Source organism: Streptomyces sp. NPDC002564, assembly GCF_042889645.1.
Classification (GTDB): domain Bacteria; phylum Actinomycetota; class Actinomycetes; order Streptomycetales; family Streptomycetaceae; genus Streptomyces.
The window spans coordinates 981,807-996,360 of record NZ_JBIARE010000001.1 but is presented as its reverse complement, the minus strand read 5'-3'; the positions used below and the strand labels follow the sequence as shown (position 1 = coordinate 996,360).

Below are 14,554 nucleotides of genomic sequence, written 5' to 3'. Positions count from 1 at the left end.
TGCGCGAGGGCCGGGTGTCTCAGCAGGAGCAGGTCGGGCGGGCGGCCAGCAGGTCGGAGCGCCGGTAGGCCCGGTAGCGACTGCCGTCACCCGCACGCGGCTTGCGGGACTGGACCCCGTAGCCGCGCAGGAGCAGGCCCAGCCGTAGCGGGGTGAGGTCGGCGTAGCGCCAGCGCCCATCGGCCTGGCCGGGCAGATCGCGCAGGCGCCTGACCAGCTCCGCGGTGCTCACGTACTCCGGGGCGCCCTCGTCTTCGAACACGGTCAGGCATGCGTGGACGATCGTCTGCGGGCTGCTGGGGCAGGACAGGAACTCCTCGCACGTGTCCTCGTGGAGATCGTCCAGGTCGTCCGGTTCGTCGAATCCGTCGATGCCTTCGAAGTCGGGATCGAAGTCGGGCGCCTCGTCGTCCCACGGCTCGTACGCGTCCTCGGGGACGGGCTCGTGCGCGGCGGCGCAGCAGCAGGCCGTGGACAGCAGCGCACTCAGCTCGGCACCGGCTGCCATCCGTTCGACCAGCAGGTCGGTGAGGGTGGTCAGCTGCTCGGCGGGAGGGACACCGGGAAGCTCGGCATCAGTGAACTCGACCAGCTGCTGGTCGAGTTGCTGGACCTCGGTGAAGGCGTCGAGGAGGGCGCGGTGGTGCGGGTTCTCGGTGACCTGGGCCGGCGCCAGTACGGCGGCGGCGACCTGGTCGATCAGGGTGGGGAACTGCGTCAACGAACGGGGCCCTTCAGGGTCGGGGGCAGGGCAGGCTGGGGAAGGCCGGGCATCGCGTAGGGCGGCGGTCCCGGTTTGGGGGCAGGCTGGCGCGTGCCCAGCTGCGGCGAGCGGGTGCGTGCCGCATGGGTGCGCTCGCTCAGCGGGCGACGGCGGATGCCGAGGCGTGCGCGGGCCGCGTCGTACACGTCGTGCGCCTCGCGTGGGCGCACGGCCACGACGTGAATCTCGGTGGTGTGCGTGGAGTTCGTGGGCGCGGGCCGCTGGGCGTAGACGATCCGCCAGGCGTTGCGGTGATCGACGTAGACCTTGCGGTATCCGGCCAGGTCGCGGGTGAGTTTGGTTCCCGACAGGCGGGCGTTGACGATGTCCTGGAGCTGGGCGAGGGCCAGGTCTCGGATGTCGACGGGTGCCTGGAGGAGGTCGGTCAGGGCGCGTGGATCGAAGGACAAGCCGTACTGCGGCCGGTCCTCGCGGCCGGTCATCCGCTCGCCTGGCCCGGCTCGCCGGGCTCCTCGGGCTCCTCGGCGCTGGTGGTGCGGTTCGAGGGACGAGGTCCGGGCAGCACCCGGTGGGCGGGCCGGTCCGGATCGGTCATGCACGCCGACAGCGGCCCGCCGGCCGCCCGGACGGTCGCCATGGCGTGGGTGAGAAAGTCCCGGTGCCACACGAACAGGCCGGACAGTCCGGCTTCGGCGTCCTTGTGCTGCTGGTAGGCGAGCCACAGGGCATGAAGCCAGGCGACGACATCGGAGTGCTCCTGCCACTGCTCGCACCACGGCGCGGCGGTGGTGACCTCCGCGCCGTAGACACGGACGAGGAAGTCGTCGACCCAATCCGACAGCGCATCGAGTTCGTCCTCGTACTCCTCGTCCTCCAGCTCAAGGATCGGGCGGGGCTCGGGCGGAGCCGGCAATGCAGGCAGGCCCGCGAACCCCGGCAATCCGTAGGCGCCGAAGGGCGAGTCCGTGGGGGGCGGTGCGGCGGAGAGGGTGTCGATCTGCCGGTCGTGATCTGCGAATCGGGCCGTCAGCTTGGCGACGTCCGCCTGGATACTCGCCAGACCGGCCTCCGGCACGCGGACCGGCTCCAGTTCTCCCTCCTCCGGAAGGGGGTGGGAATCAGGCGTGTGGGCCGGTTCCGCCCCCGTGTCCTCCGGGGGATTTATGGATTCAGGCACGAAAAGGGGCCTCCTTGAGCCGCAGCCATAGGGCATTGATTGCGGCTCCAACCATCCGGACAATCCCCGGTTTCGGTAACCGGGACTTCGCTGCTATAACGCCGCGCGCGGCGTAGCCACGGCACACGCAGATTTGGCCCCAAGGCCACATCCCGCGTCGCGGGTTCACCCTCAGACGGTGAGGGTGAAATCATCCTGGGCAAGGGTCTGTTGCAGCGTTTCGGTCAGGCGGTCGGAGGCGACCCGGGCGTACTGCTTGGTCTTCTCGACACCGATGAAATCCCGTCCCTCCAGCAGCGCGGCGACCCCGGTCGAGCCGGATCCGCACGTGAAGTCCAGCACCGTGCCGCCCTCCGGGGCGATCTGCACCAGCTCGCGCATGACCGAGACCGGCTTCTGCGTGATGTGCTGGCGCGCCTTACCGCTGGGCTGCGAGGCGCTATACAGACCCGGCAGGTAGACGGGATTGCGGGAGGCGTCGATCGGCCCGTTACTGGCCCAGACGATGAACTCGCAGTTCTGCGTGAATCGGCCCTTCTGTGGCCTGGCCTGCGGCTTGTGCCAGGCCAGGACGCCGCGCCACAGCCAGCCCGCGGCCTGGATGGCGTCCGTGGTGACCGGCAGCTGCCGCCAGTCGGTGAACAGCAACGCGGTGCCACCGACCTTGGTCAGCCGGTGCGCCTCCGTCATGATCTGGGTCAGCCAGAAGCCGTAACTGCGCTGGTCCATGTTCTCGCCGGTGAAGTCCGGCAGCTCGTGGCCAGCATCGGCGGAGGTGTACTTCTGCTTCGCGGACCGGCTCGTGCGCTCCTTCGCCGTCCGCCCGCCCGAGTTGTACGGCGGATCGGTGATGACGGAGTCGACGCAGTTGTCCGGCAGTTCGGCAAGGACGCCGAGCGCGTCGCCCTGATGCAGGGAAAAAGGCAAAGAGATACCCCAATTCGGGTCGTGTGAGAGATACGCTCCAGCTCGCCTGGATGACCCCACGGGACCGAATGCGGGCCGACGGCTCCGCGGTCTGCTGCGCGAGGGGGCAAGGGGAGAAGGCAAAACTGTAGGGCACGATCCCCGGTTGGCAGCTATCGCCGCCGAAAACCCCGAAACAGAGCCTTGATCACGAAGGATTTCGGCAACCGGGGATCGGCCCCTACTGTTTTGGAACTGCCCGGCGAACACCGCCGATGGCACATCCCCGCCCCTGCCTTCGTGGAGGTATCCCCATGTCCTGGCACACCTGACCCGCCACCCCGTGCTGATGCGAGCGGCAACTCGCTAAGGCACCTGGGCCACCCGAATTACCCACCACCCGGACGTCGCGCCCTTTCCTCAACGCCGCACGCGCCGCCGGGACTTCACCAAGGACCTCGCTGTGACATCGCTCTACCCGCCCCTGCCCGCGATCCGTCCACCGGCCCGTGACCGCCTTCCGGGCGGCGGACCGGATTGAAGGGCATAGCCGCCGGCATCGGCGTCGTCGTCCTCTCTCCGCTCCTGCTCGCCGGCACCGCCATGATGATGGCGTCCTCCAGCGATGCCGCGACGACCAAGGCGTTCAGCGGCTGCCTGACCGACATCGACACCGACGCGGTGGCCAAACAGGTCACCGACATCCTCGATGGCGCGGACGGCAAGAACGTCCACATCCAGGGCCTGGACCTGCCCGCCGAGCAAGTCCCCAACGCCCAGACCGTCGTGGCCACAGGCATCAGCCTCGACGTGCCCAAGAAGGGCCAGATCATCGCGCTCGCCACGGCGATGCAGGAATCGCGGCTGCGCAACCTGGGCTCCGGTGACCGTGACAGCCTCGGCCTGTTCCAGCAGCGCCCCAGCCAGGGGTGGGGAACCGCGCAGCAGATCCGCGATCCGGTATACGCCTCCGAGCAGTTCTACAAGCACCTGCTGAAGGTCGATGGCTGGCAGCAGATGAAGGTCACCCAAGCCGCCCAGGCCGTCCAAAAATCTGGCTACCCGGACGCGTACGCGCAATGGGAAGACCTCGCCACCGCGCTCCAAAAGGCCATCGCCAAGACCTTCCCGGACGCCGGCAAGGGCAAGCCCGTCAAGGACACGCCCAAGGGCAAGGACGAGGAGTCCGAGACCAGCACCCGCGGTTGTGCACCGGACAAGGACGGCACGTCCTTCGGGCGGATCCCCGAGGGCAGCGTCCCGAAGGGCTACAAGATCCCCAAGGACGCCGCCCCGAAGGCCCGCAAGGCCATCGAATGGGCCATGCACCAGCTCGGCACCCAGTACCAGTGGGGCGGCTCGTGCACCGACTCCCACGGCCCCGACCCGATGGGCCGCTGCGACTGCAGCTCGCTGATGCAGCAGGCGTACGCACACGCCGGCATCAAGCTCACTCGCACCACGTACACGCAGGTCAGCGAAGGTAAGGCCGTCTCGGCGAAGAACCTGAAGCCCGGTGACCTGATCTTCAGCCGCGGCACTGCCGCCCGGCCCGAACACGTCGGGATGTACATGGGCGAGGGCCTCGTCATCGAGGCGCCGCGCACATCGAAACCGGTCCGGATCACGCCGATCAAGGACTGGGACATTTTGGCCGCCCGCCGCGTCCTCTGACGCCGCGCACCGCCCGGACATCTGCCGGGCCGTGCCTGCCGGGCCCCCTTCTCGCGCCGCGAGCGCACTCCTCCCTCCCTCTTTCTTCCCTTCCGCCGGCCCCTGCACGGCCCGCGCACGCAAGGAGTCCCGCCACACCTATGCCCATACCTCTCGCAGACCGCGCCGCCGTCCTCCTCGCCTACGACCCAGGAATCTCGCCCAAGGGCGGCGGTTTGCCCGGGCTGTCCGTGCTGAAGAACGTGGTCAACTCGATCAACATGTTCGGGATCATCGCCGTCGTCGGCGCCCTGGCCGTGTCCCTCGGCGTGTGGGCCTGGGGCCACCACACCGGTGGCCACCAGGCCGAGGCCAACGGCAAGAAGGGCGCGGTCGTCGCGGCCGGCGCCGCGCTCGGCCTCGGCGCCGCCAACGGCGTCGTGGCGTTCTTCTCCAGCCTGGGGTCGCAGGTCCACTGATGCCGAAACGATTCCCCTCCCTGGCCGGGTACGGCGTGACCTGGTCGGCCAACCGGCGCGTCGCGATCGTCGCCCTGGTCCTCACCGCGCTGCTCGCCCTCGCCGCGATCACGGCCTGGTTCACCGGCCGCGGCGAACACCACGACAGCGGCAGCACGCCGTCGCAGGCGTCCACTTCCTCCCACGCCGAAGCCGCACCGAAGCCCGCGGCCGGGTCGGGATCGGTACCCAAGCCTCCGCAGATCGCCGAACCGGTCGCCTTCGCCAAGGCCGCGGCAGCGATGCTCTGGTCCTACGACACCCGCGACACCAGCCGCGACCAGCAACTCGCCGGTATGCGGTCGTGGATGACCAAGGAGACCAAGTACGCCGACTGGGCCTCCGTCTCCGGCCAGGTGCCCGACCCGCTGCTGTGGTCGCGCATGGCAGACCAGGACCAGCACGCCACCGGCACGGTCACCGAAGGCCACTACCCCGGCGCATTCAAGCAGGCCCTCGCCGAGGACCCGTCCGCGATCACCGAGGCGTACATCTACGTCGTCACCGTCAACGGCAAGCAGCAGATCGAGTGGAAGAAGGGCGGCGGCGGCTCCGAAGACCGCGCCGTGACCCTCGCCGTGCAGTGCCGGCCCAACCACGACTGCCGCCTCGCCGCCATCGCTCCCAGCGTCACGCAGTGACCCACCTCACCGACCGATAAGGAGGTCAACTCACCTTGGGTTTCTGCGACTTTCCCGTAGCGGACAAACTCTGCGCCGTCGGCGAGGCCGTCGACTTCGCCTCCGATCCCGGCAAAGCCATCGGCGACTGGATGGCCAAGTCCGCCGGCGAACTCGCCGCCGCAGCAGCCGACCTGGCCGCCAAGGCAGTCGACGCCACCACCAAGGTCGACCTGAATGCCGAATGGTTCCGCGACAACTACGAGATGCTGCTGCCGATCGGCCTGGTCATCCTCGTCGGCACGTTCTGCGCGCAGCTCATCCGGGCCGCCGTCAAACGTGACGGGCAGGCTCTCAGCCAGGCGTTCACCGGCACCGCCAGCGGCGTGATCTTCGCGTTCGCCGCCATCGCCCTGACCACCGTCGCCATCGAGGTGGTCGACGCATTGTCGGCCGGTCTGTTCAAGGCATCACACCTGTCCATCGAAACGGCCGTGCGCCGCATCGTGAAGGTCTCCCAGATCCCCTCACTGGCCGGTCTGGGATGGCTCGTCGCCGTGTTCGCCGGGCTCGGCGCCGCCATCGGCGCGTTCATGTACTGGTGCGTGATGATGGTCCGCAAGGTCGGCATCCTCGTCATGGTCACGCTCGCGATCTTCGCCGGGGCCGGCGGAGGCTGGGAGGTCGCCCGCCGCTGGCGGCGCGGCTGGATCGAAGCCACCGCCACCCTCGTCGTCAGCAAGCTCCTGATGACCGTGATCTTCGTCCTCGGTATCGCCGCCATGGGCAAGACCGAGGCCAAGGACGGCCTCGGCGCCCTCGCCGACGTCATGGCAGGCATCGTGGTCATGGTGTTGGTCTTGTTGTGCCCGTACGCCGTCTTCAAATTCGTCCACTGGGCGGCCGAAGGCACGGACGGAGAATCGATCCACCGAGCCGGTGGCGCCGGAGCGCAGCTCGCACGCCAGCACGCAGAGAAGGCGGGCCGTAAGGCAGTCGCCGCTGCCGCCACCGCCGGTACGGGCGGCGCGGCAGCCGGAGCGGGCGCCGCAGGACCCGAGGCGGCCGGCGGCGGATTCCCCGGCGACATCGCCGCCAACCCCACCGGAGGCGGCGGCCAGGAGAGCCAAGGCTCCCAGGGTTCCGGAGGCGAGGGGATCAAGAACGGTCTGGAGAAGGCGGTCCAGCCGCCCCCGACCAGCCCCGGCGATGACACCAGCGGCCAGGTAGGAGGCGCGCCCGGAGGCGGCGGCGGTTCCGCCTCGGCCCCCCTCGGCGGTAGCGGCTTCATGTCGCAACCCGGCACCGGCGGCTCCACGCCGCCACCGCAGGGCGCCCCGCCGGCACCGGACTCGGCCGACGCCGCCGGCGGGACCGGAGCACCGCCGCCCCCGCCCACCGGCCTGTAGCCCCTGCCCGACTCCGGGGCGGCACGCGCGCCGCGCACCCCATCGCCGCGTGCCGCCCCGGCCACCGCCCCGCGCACCCCCGGAACGGCCCTTGTCTGATCTCACCGTCCAACCGCTCACCGTCAAATTTCCCCACAGGTCGAAGCGCGGCATCCTGCTCGGCCTCTCCCTGCCGCAACTCGTCCTGGTATCCGCCGCGTTGGCGCTGCTGCTGATCACGGTGGTGTCCACCGGGCTGCTCGGTGCCATCGCCCTGACACCGCTGTGGGCCGTGGTCGCCGCCTTGGTCGCCATCCGCCGGCACGGCCGCTCCCTGATCGACTGGGCGCCGATCGTGCTGCGCTTCGCGCGGCGGCGCCGCACCGGGCAGACTCTGTGGCTCGCCCGGCCCGTCACCCGTCCCCGCCAGGACGGCGTCCTGCACCTGCCCGGCACCGCGGCCTCTCTGCGGGTGGTCACCCCCGGCGACTCCGCCAACGGCGCCTCCGCGATTCACGACCCGCACCAGCAGACACTGACCGCCATCGCCCGCGTCAGCTCGCGCGCCTTCGCCCTGCTGGACCCAGCGACGCAGAACCACAACGTCACCGGGTGGGGACGGGCCCTGGCGGGCATCGCCCGCACCGGACACGTGGCCACCGTGCAGGTTCTGGAGCGCACCGTCCCTGACAGCGGTGACACCCTGGCCCGGCACTGGGCCCACCAAGGACGACCCGAGACACCGGTAGCCGGGCAGGTCTACAGCGACCTGGTCACCTCCGCCGGTCCGGCCGCCGCCCCACACGAGGCATACCTGGCCATCAGCCTCGACCTGAAGGCGGCCAAGCGCCTCATCTCGCAGGCCGGCGGCGGGCTGCCCGCCGCCTTCACGGTGCTGGAGCAGACCACCAGCTCGATCGCGCAGGCCGCGCGCAGCGCCGGGCTGATGGTGACCGGCTGGCTCTCGGCGCGCGAAATCGCCGCCGTCATCCGCACCGCCTACGACCCGGGCGCGCTCTCCGCGCTGCAGCAGTGGTCAGAGTCCGGGCGGGCCGAAGCCGACCCGGCCGCCGCCGGCCCGGTGGTGCAAGTCGAGGAGTACGACCGGCTCGCCACCGATTCCGCCCGGCACGCCACCTACTGGGTCGAGGACTGGCCCCGCACCGAAACCTCGGCGGGCTTTCTGCACGGACTCATGTTCACCGCCGGGGTGCGTCGCACCCTCTCCCTTATATACGTGCCCCAGGGGCTCGAGTCAGCGATGCGCGACGTCCAGCGCAAGAAGGCCGCGATCATCGCCGATGCCAACGAGCGCTCGCGGCGTGGACAGGTCGACTCCGAGGCCGACAGCGTCGAGTACGCGGACGTCAAAACCCGTGAGCGCCAGCTGATCGCCGGGCACGCCGACGTCGCCCTGACCGGCCTGCTCACCGTGTCCGCCGAGACCGACGCCCTCCTCGACGCCGCCTGCGCACAGATCGAGACCGCCGCCGTCACCGCCCAGGTCGATCTGCGGCGCCTGAACTTCCAGCAGCCCGACGCGTTCACGCTCGGCGCCCTCCCGCTCGCCCGCACCGCCCTGTAACCCCGCACCTGGCCCCCGCCGACGTCCTGCCGCCGCGGCAGGAAGGAACCTTTCCCCTTTGACCTCTGCCCTTCCCGTCGGTGACGCGTACCCGTACCTGCGGGCCGCCAGCGCCGGCATCCGCCATCACGCGCGCACCCTCGCCCCGCGCGCCCAACACCCGGCCTCGGTCGCGGACCGCGTGCACCTCGACGTGCTGCACGCCCATCTCACCGCGCTGCACCAGCTCCTCGATCAGCTTGCCGAGGTCATCCGGCCCGCGCATCCTGCCGCCGGCCGGCAGCTCGCCACCGCTCATACCCGGCTGTGGCAGGCCACCGCCGCCGTCCACGACGCCTTCCACCTCCTGCCCGTAGCGGAGGAGACCTCGGCGAGCACCGAATGCCACCCCGAGCGCTTTCCCGAGGGACTGCCCGTCCTGACCATCTGCCAGCGTCACCTCGCCGCCGGCCACGCCGTACGCCGCAAGACCACCCCGGCCGACCTCAACGCCCCGGCACCCGGCCGCACTACCACCTGCAGCCAGTAGCCCCCACCACCGAAAGGCCCTGCATGCGCAAGCTGAAGCGCTCCACCTCCACCGCCGTCATCGTCGCCACCCTCGCCGGAACCGCCGCCCTCGCCACCGCCGCGCCGGCCTCTGCCGCGTCGTACCACTGCAAGACCAGCAGCTACACCGTCGACGACCCGAGCTACACCGGCCCCGACTCCGACAACTGGGACTTCGACGTGCAGCTCTGCGCCAAGCGGAGCGGCAGCTACATCTACACCACGGCCAAGGTCGTCTGGGACGGCCCCTACGCAAGCACCCAGCACAGCACCCTCACCTTCAACAAGGCGCGCTTCCACCTGCAGACCAAGCGCTCCACCGCGGGCACGGACCCGGTCGTGAAGTACGCCAACTACACGTACCTGGAGCACGCGCTCGAACACAGCAGCGGCAACGGCAACGGGAGTTACGAGACCGGGACGCTCAAGACGAAGGCGAGCGGCCAGTACCAGTACCTCGCGGACGGCTACATCGAGCTGGACTGGAAGGGCGACGGCGCGGGCTACCGCAAGCCGCTTCTGTTCAGCGCCTCCCCGCGCGTCTGACCGTAGGCATTGCGTCCTGATCGCCGTCACGTGAAAGCCAACGAGTCATGAGCCACCGGCCCGCCCGCCGCGCCCGCCGGGCCAGCGCCAGCCCCCTGTTCACCCCACACGGCACCGATCGCGCCGCCCGCAAGGCGGCCCGTCGCCAGCTCGCCGAGGCCGCCGCGAAGGCCCGCTCCGAAGCAGGCGCCCACCCCCATGGCGCCGGGGCCGAGGAGCAGGAGATGCCGGCGCCGATCCTCCCCGCAGGCGGCCGTCCCGGCCCCGCGTCCTCCCGCTACAGCAAGATCAAATTGCCCGCGCACCGTATGACCACCGCCACCGCTTCTGGGGCGTACCCGTTCCTCGCCGAGGGCGGCCTCGGCGCCGAGGGCATCTACATCGGCCGCGACGTCCACGCCGAAGCGAGCTTCTGTTTCGATCCGTTCGCGCTGTACGGAAAGATCGAAGGCTTCACCAACCCGAACGTGCTGTTGGCCGGGGTGATCGGGCAGGGCAAGTCAGCGCTGGCCAAGAGCTTCGCGCTGCGGTCGATCGCTTTCGGCTACCGGGTCTATGTCCCTTGCGATCCGAAGGGCGAGTGGACGCCCGTGGCGCAGGCGTTGGGCGGCACCTCCATCGCCCTCGGGCCAGGGCTGCCGGGAAAGCTCAATCCGCTGGACGCCGCGCCGCGCCCCAACAGCGTCTCCGAGGCCGACTGGGCGTCCGAGATCCGCAAGCGCCGCCTGCTGCTGCTCGGTTCCCTGGCCCGTACCGTCCTCGGGCGGGACCTCCTGCCGATGGAGCACACCGGTCTCGACGTCGCCCTGGACGCCGTCGTCGCCCAGGCCGCCGCGAGCGGTCGCACCCCCCTGCTCGGCGACATCGCCGCCACCCTCAACAACTGCGACGAACTCGACCGAGTCGGCGGCGTCATGTCCGGCCGCCTCGGCGACGCCTCCCGCGACCTGGCCCACGCCATGCGCAGGCTGGTCCACGGCGACCTGGCCGGCATGTTCGACGCACCCTCCACCGTCGCGTTCGACCCCAACTCGCCGATGCTCACCATCGACCTGTCCCGCCTAGGCGGATCCGGCGACGACACCGCTCTGGTGCTCGCCATGACCTGCGCCTCCGCGTGGATGGAGTCTGCGCTCTCCGACCCGAACGGCGGTCGGCGCTGGATCGTTTACGACGAGGCATGGCGGCTGATGCGCCACCCCGGCCTCCTCGCGCGGATGCAGTCCCAGTGGAAGCTCAGCCGCGGCCTGGGCATCGCCAACTTGATGGTCATCCACCGGCTGTCCGACCTGCTCACCGCCGGAGACGCCGGATCCCGCGGACGCGCGCTGGCCGAGGGCCTGCTGGCCGACTGCTCCACCCGCATCATCTACCGGCAGGAAACCGACCAACTCCACGCTGCCGCCGCGTTGCTGGGTCTCACATCGGTGGAGACGGACGCGATCTCCCACCTCAACCGCGGACGCGGCCTGTGGAAGGTCGCGGGAAGATCATTCATCGTTCAACACCTTTTGCACCAGCACGAATTGGCTCTTTTCGACACGGATGCACGTATGCATTGATCCTGTCGAGCCGGGCCCGCCGCCCCCGATCCCGAGGATGCCCATCGAGAACCCAACCAGCCTCCCACCGTCTGCGGGCCCCGGCACCCGGATGGTGCACGAAGCCCTCGGCGCCGCGCCTCACGTCATCGCTCGGCTCCAGGCCGGGGCGCCAGAGACGGCGCTCGCCGACCTTCTGTACACGGCCGCGCGCCACTTGGATCACGTGCACCAGCAGTTCGTCGACGCCGCTTCGAGGGCGGCCGACACCCTGACGCGCGCCGCCGTCGGAAACACGACGATCAACAGCCTCGGCGTCCTGCAGAACAGCGCCACACAGATCGACATCCTCGCCGCTCGCCGGTCCGATGCCGTCGACAACCTCAGAGAGACCATCCTCGCCTACCGGGAAGGAACAGCCTCCCAGGCTGCGCCCCGGACACGTGCCGTATCCGCTCCGGCGCCCGCAGGGACACCGGCTCCTGCCGCACCCGCGGCAGGACGTCCAGGCCCTCGAAGCCGCTGATCGCGCCGGCACTGCCGCACACTTCCTGGAGTCCATCTGCCCTTCCTCTACGACCAGATCAGTCAGCTGCACTCGCTGGCCGAGCGCATTCACAGCGCGGCCGACGAACTGCCGCTGAACGACGCGGTGCACTCCGGCAGCGACAGCCTCGACGATCTCGACGACCGCGTCCGCGACGTCGCCGGACTGATCACGCACCTCACCACCGCGGCGGCCTTCGCCGATCGCACCCTCCGCCTCGGCCGTGACCCCGAGGTGGAGATCACTCGGCTCGCGGTCACCCAGCTCACGCACACGGCCGGCGCCCTGGGGCACGCCTTGGCGGACCTCGGTGACGCCGTCGCCCACGCCGGCGCCCTGCACCAGTTCGCCGCCTCACCCCGCTCGGCGCAGCGCACCACGTCGATGGAGTCCACACGCGCTCTGCTGCACGCCCGGATCGACAGCACCCGCGGCCGACTCAACAAGGCGGGTGCCCGACTCCACCAAGCGGCCGACCGGCTCGCCGCTCCCCGCAGCCTGCGCGCGAGCGCCACCGCCCCCGCCCCCGTTCCTCTGCCCCGCTCAGCTGCCTCCCGCACACGCTGACCCATTTCCCCAGCCCCTGGAGCACCCTCATCCGCAACGCTGCCCGCGCCCTTCCCCTGCTCGTCTCCGCCGCGCTGCTCGCCGGAGCCGCCACCGCCTGCACCAGCGGTGGCGACACGGCGGCCGACAAGAAGACCACTCCCTCGCCTGCCGCGCCGAAATCGGCGCCGGCGCTCAGCGACGCGCAGGCCCGCGCCGTCATCACCACCTACTCCAAGACCAACAACGAGGCCAACAAGGAGCGCGACCGTGCCCGGCTCGACACCGTCGAAGACGGCCCGGTGTACGCCATGTCCGTCTCCGACTACACCGAGACCGAGGGCCGGCCCAAGGCAGACCGCAAGCCGTACAAGCCGTGGTCGTACGACACCTCCAGCGCCAAGCTGTACATCCCGCGCTTCACCACCGGCCAGGATCGCTGGTTCGCCGCCGCGCTCTCCAGCGAGAAGGGCAAGGACCCGAGCCGCATCGCCGTCTTCGCCGAGCAGCCGAAGGACAAGCGGTGGGAGCTGGTCTCGGTCGTCGATCTCGAATCGACGACGCTGCCGGACATCGCCCTCGACAAGGACGGCCACGCCACCGCAGTCGACGCCACCGGCAACAAGCAACTCGCCGCCGACTCGGATTTGCTGCGCACCGCCGTGATCGACAACTTCGCGACCGGCGGGACAAACACCGGCACCAAGGTCTTCAAGCCGACCAAGGCCAGCCGGCAGCAGGTCAAGGTCCACGACGAGACGACCCGCAAGTTCGGGAAGCTGGGCACCACCGTCTTCGCCGGCGCCAGCAACCGGTTCAAGGACGCCTACGCGCTCAAGACCCGCGACGGCGGAGCACTCCTGCTGTTCGCCCACACCCACACCCAGACCGACGCCGTCGCGCACTCCGGACTGCAGATCAACCCGGACAAGGACGAGAACGCCTGGCTGCACGGCATCCCGCGCACCTCGGTGACCTACACGTTCGTGTGCTCCGACGCCGCCACCGTCCCGGCGAAGGCCGCCCCCTCCCAGCTGATCGGCTATACCTGCGCCCGCACCGACGCCTCCGGCCCGCCGGTCGGCTCCGCGGCCACGGACCGCGCCTAGCGCGAGCGGAGCGTCCCCATGCCCCTGCCTCCGCACGAATCCCGGCCGTCCGCCGAGGACCTCCATCGCTGGGCTGCCTACGACGCGCGGCAGTTCACCAAGTCGTTCACCCTCGCCGACGCCGGACACGGTGTCACCGCGTGGGCCGACAAGCTCCACGAAGCGCGCACCACCGCGGAGTTCGAGGCCGTCACGTCCGCAGTGCTCGGCGACGGCCACAGCGCCCTGGGCGAGCTGCACCAGTTCCTCCAAGCCGCGGCCGACTGGTGCGAGCGCCACCACGAGCCGCGCATCGCCGAGCGGTACCGGCAGCACGCCGACGAGCTGTCTGAACTGGGCGACCAGCTCGCCTACCTGAGCGAAGACCACCTGGCCAACACCTACCCGCGCCCGAACCGGCCCGCCGCCGTACGGGCTGCCCCCGCCCCGGCCGTGGCTCCCGCCGCACCGGCTGCGCCCGTGCGCCGCTCCTCCCGCTGACCCCACCGACAGGAAGATCCTCTGTCCACTCGATCCGTCATCGCCCGCCCCACCGGCACCGGATACACCGGCACGTACGTGCACTGGGACGGTCACCCTAGCCACCACCTGCCGCTGCTGCTCGCCGCACGCCAGTACACCTTCGGCGAAGACACCGAGGCCCTGGCCCGGTACCTCATCGACGACGCACCCGAAGGCTGGTCGTCCCTGGGCACGGACCTGCTGGTCCACGCCCCCGGCCATCTACGCGACACCCTCCCTCGCGGCCACCACGAGGCCGGACGCCGCTACGCGGAGCGCTCGCCGAGCGAGCGCCTCGTCATCACCGAGCGGAGCGCCTCCCGGCTGAACTGGGCCTACGTCCTCCACCCGGAGGGCATCGAAGTGATCAGCACGCCCGGCACGGCCCGCGGTCCGATCGTCGCGTGGGACACCGACCCCTACGTCCGGTTCCGCGACACCCCCAGCCTGTGGAAGCCCGGCCGGCCGATCCCCGGCACCACACCACCCCAGGCCACCACGCGCAGCACGGCACCCGCCCAGCCCCTGCCGGTGTCAACTTCGGCGCCGCGCCCCCGCGCGCACTGACCCCTCCCGCTCGCTCTTCAGGAGACCGACCTGTCCACTCGCTCTGTCATAGCCCGTCCCACCGCCGACGGCTTCGC

At 70.5% G+C, this 14,554-nt stretch carries 17 protein-coding genes; 13 read left to right on the top strand and 4 right to left on the bottom strand.

Annotated elements, in window-relative coordinates; all coding sequences use genetic code 11:
- Positions 1–19: 19 nt before the first annotated feature.
- The 4 genes from ACFYXE_RS04620 to ACFYXE_RS04605 all read right to left on the bottom strand — a co-directional run bounded on the left by ACFYXE_RS04620 (position 20) and on the right by ACFYXE_RS04605 (position 2,828).
- Positions 20–721: a DUF3631 domain-containing protein gene (locus ACFYXE_RS04620; RefSeq protein ID WP_389308774.1), complete on the bottom strand. Its 702-nt coding sequence runs from the start codon at positions 719–721 to the stop codon at positions 20–22.
- Positions 718–1,206 (bottom strand): hypothetical protein, encoded by a 489-nt coding sequence (locus ACFYXE_RS04615; protein ID WP_389308772.1) that lies wholly within the window; start codon positions 1,204–1,206, stop codon positions 718–720. Before ACFYXE_RS04615 ends, ACFYXE_RS04620 begins: the two co-directional genes overlap by 4 nt.
- Positions 1,203–1,901: a DUF4913 domain-containing protein gene (locus ACFYXE_RS04610; protein WP_389308770.1), complete on the bottom strand. Its 699-nt coding sequence runs from the start codon at positions 1,899–1,901 to the stop codon at positions 1,203–1,205. The genes ACFYXE_RS04615 and ACFYXE_RS04610 overlap by 4 nt, the downstream gene beginning before the upstream one ends.
- Before the next feature lie 171 nt (positions 1,902–2,072).
- Positions 2,073–2,828 (bottom strand): DNA-methyltransferase, encoded by a 756-nt coding sequence (locus ACFYXE_RS04605; protein WP_389308768.1) that lies wholly within the window; start codon positions 2,826–2,828, stop codon positions 2,073–2,075.
- 516 nt (positions 2,829–3,344) lie between these two features.
- Here ACFYXE_RS04605 and ACFYXE_RS04600 point away from each other — a divergent pair.
- From ACFYXE_RS04600 to ACFYXE_RS04540, 13 genes are all read left to right on the top strand, one after another.
- Positions 3,345–4,481 (top strand): C40 family peptidase, encoded by a 1,137-nt coding sequence (locus ACFYXE_RS04600; protein ID WP_389308766.1) that lies wholly within the window; start codon positions 3,345–3,347, stop codon positions 4,479–4,481.
- A 140-nt stretch (positions 4,482–4,621) separates the two neighbouring features.
- On the top strand, positions 4,622–4,939 hold the full coding sequence (locus tag ACFYXE_RS04595) for a DUF6112 family protein (RefSeq protein WP_389308764.1): 318 nt from the start codon (positions 4,622–4,624) through the stop codon (positions 4,937–4,939).
- A complete protein-coding gene (locus ACFYXE_RS04590; protein ID WP_389308762.1) occupies positions 4,939–5,619 on the top strand; it encodes a hypothetical protein in 681 nt (226 codons plus the stop codon). The genes ACFYXE_RS04595 and ACFYXE_RS04590 overlap by 1 nt, the downstream gene beginning before the upstream one ends.
- A 35-nt stretch (positions 5,620–5,654) precedes the next feature.
- The gene (locus ACFYXE_RS04585; protein ID WP_389308760.1) at positions 5,655–7,007 is read left to right on the top strand and encodes an ATP-binding protein; all 1,353 of its coding nucleotides are present in this window, start codon (positions 5,655–5,657) and stop codon (positions 7,005–7,007) included.
- Positions 7,008–7,098: 91 nt separating this feature from the next.
- Positions 7,099–8,571: an SCO6880 family protein gene (locus tag ACFYXE_RS04580; protein WP_389308758.1), complete on the top strand. Its 1,473-nt coding sequence runs from the start codon at positions 7,099–7,101 to the stop codon at positions 8,569–8,571.
- Positions 8,572–8,629: 58 nt separating this feature from the next.
- Positions 8,630–9,100, top strand: a complete 471-nt coding sequence (locus ACFYXE_RS04575; RefSeq protein ID WP_389308756.1) for a DUF6238 family protein — start codon at positions 8,630–8,632, stop codon at positions 9,098–9,100.
- Between the two features lie 23 nt (positions 9,101–9,123).
- Entirely contained in the window at positions 9,124–9,666 is a 543-nt protein-coding gene (locus ACFYXE_RS04570; RefSeq protein ID WP_389308754.1) for a hypothetical protein, read from the top strand.
- A 47-nt stretch (positions 9,667–9,713) separates the two neighbouring features.
- Positions 9,714–11,228, top strand: a complete 1,515-nt coding sequence (locus tag ACFYXE_RS04565; protein ID WP_389308752.1) for an ATP-binding protein — start codon at positions 9,714–9,716, stop codon at positions 11,226–11,228.
- 37 nt (positions 11,229–11,265) lie between these two features.
- Positions 11,266–11,733 (top strand): hypothetical protein, encoded by a 468-nt coding sequence (locus tag ACFYXE_RS04560; protein ID WP_389308750.1) that lies wholly within the window; start codon positions 11,266–11,268, stop codon positions 11,731–11,733.
- 126 nt (positions 11,734–11,859) lie between these two features.
- Complete coding sequence (locus ACFYXE_RS04555) at positions 11,860–12,321, top strand: hypothetical protein (protein WP_389308748.1); 462 nt, start codon at positions 11,860–11,862, stop codon at positions 12,319–12,321.
- Between the two features lie 290 nt (positions 12,322–12,611).
- Positions 12,612–13,409, top strand: a complete 798-nt coding sequence (locus tag ACFYXE_RS04550) for a hypothetical protein (protein ID WP_389308746.1) — start codon at positions 12,612–12,614, stop codon at positions 13,407–13,409.
- An 18-nt stretch (positions 13,410–13,427) separates the two neighbouring features.
- A complete protein-coding gene (locus tag ACFYXE_RS04545; RefSeq protein WP_389308744.1) occupies positions 13,428–13,889 on the top strand; it encodes a hypothetical protein in 462 nt (153 codons plus the stop codon).
- A 78-nt stretch (positions 13,890–13,967) separates the two neighbouring features.
- Positions 13,968–14,477, top strand: a complete 510-nt coding sequence (locus ACFYXE_RS04540) for a hypothetical protein (RefSeq protein WP_389308742.1) — start codon at positions 13,968–13,970, stop codon at positions 14,475–14,477.
- Positions 14,478–14,554 lie beyond the last annotated feature (77 nt).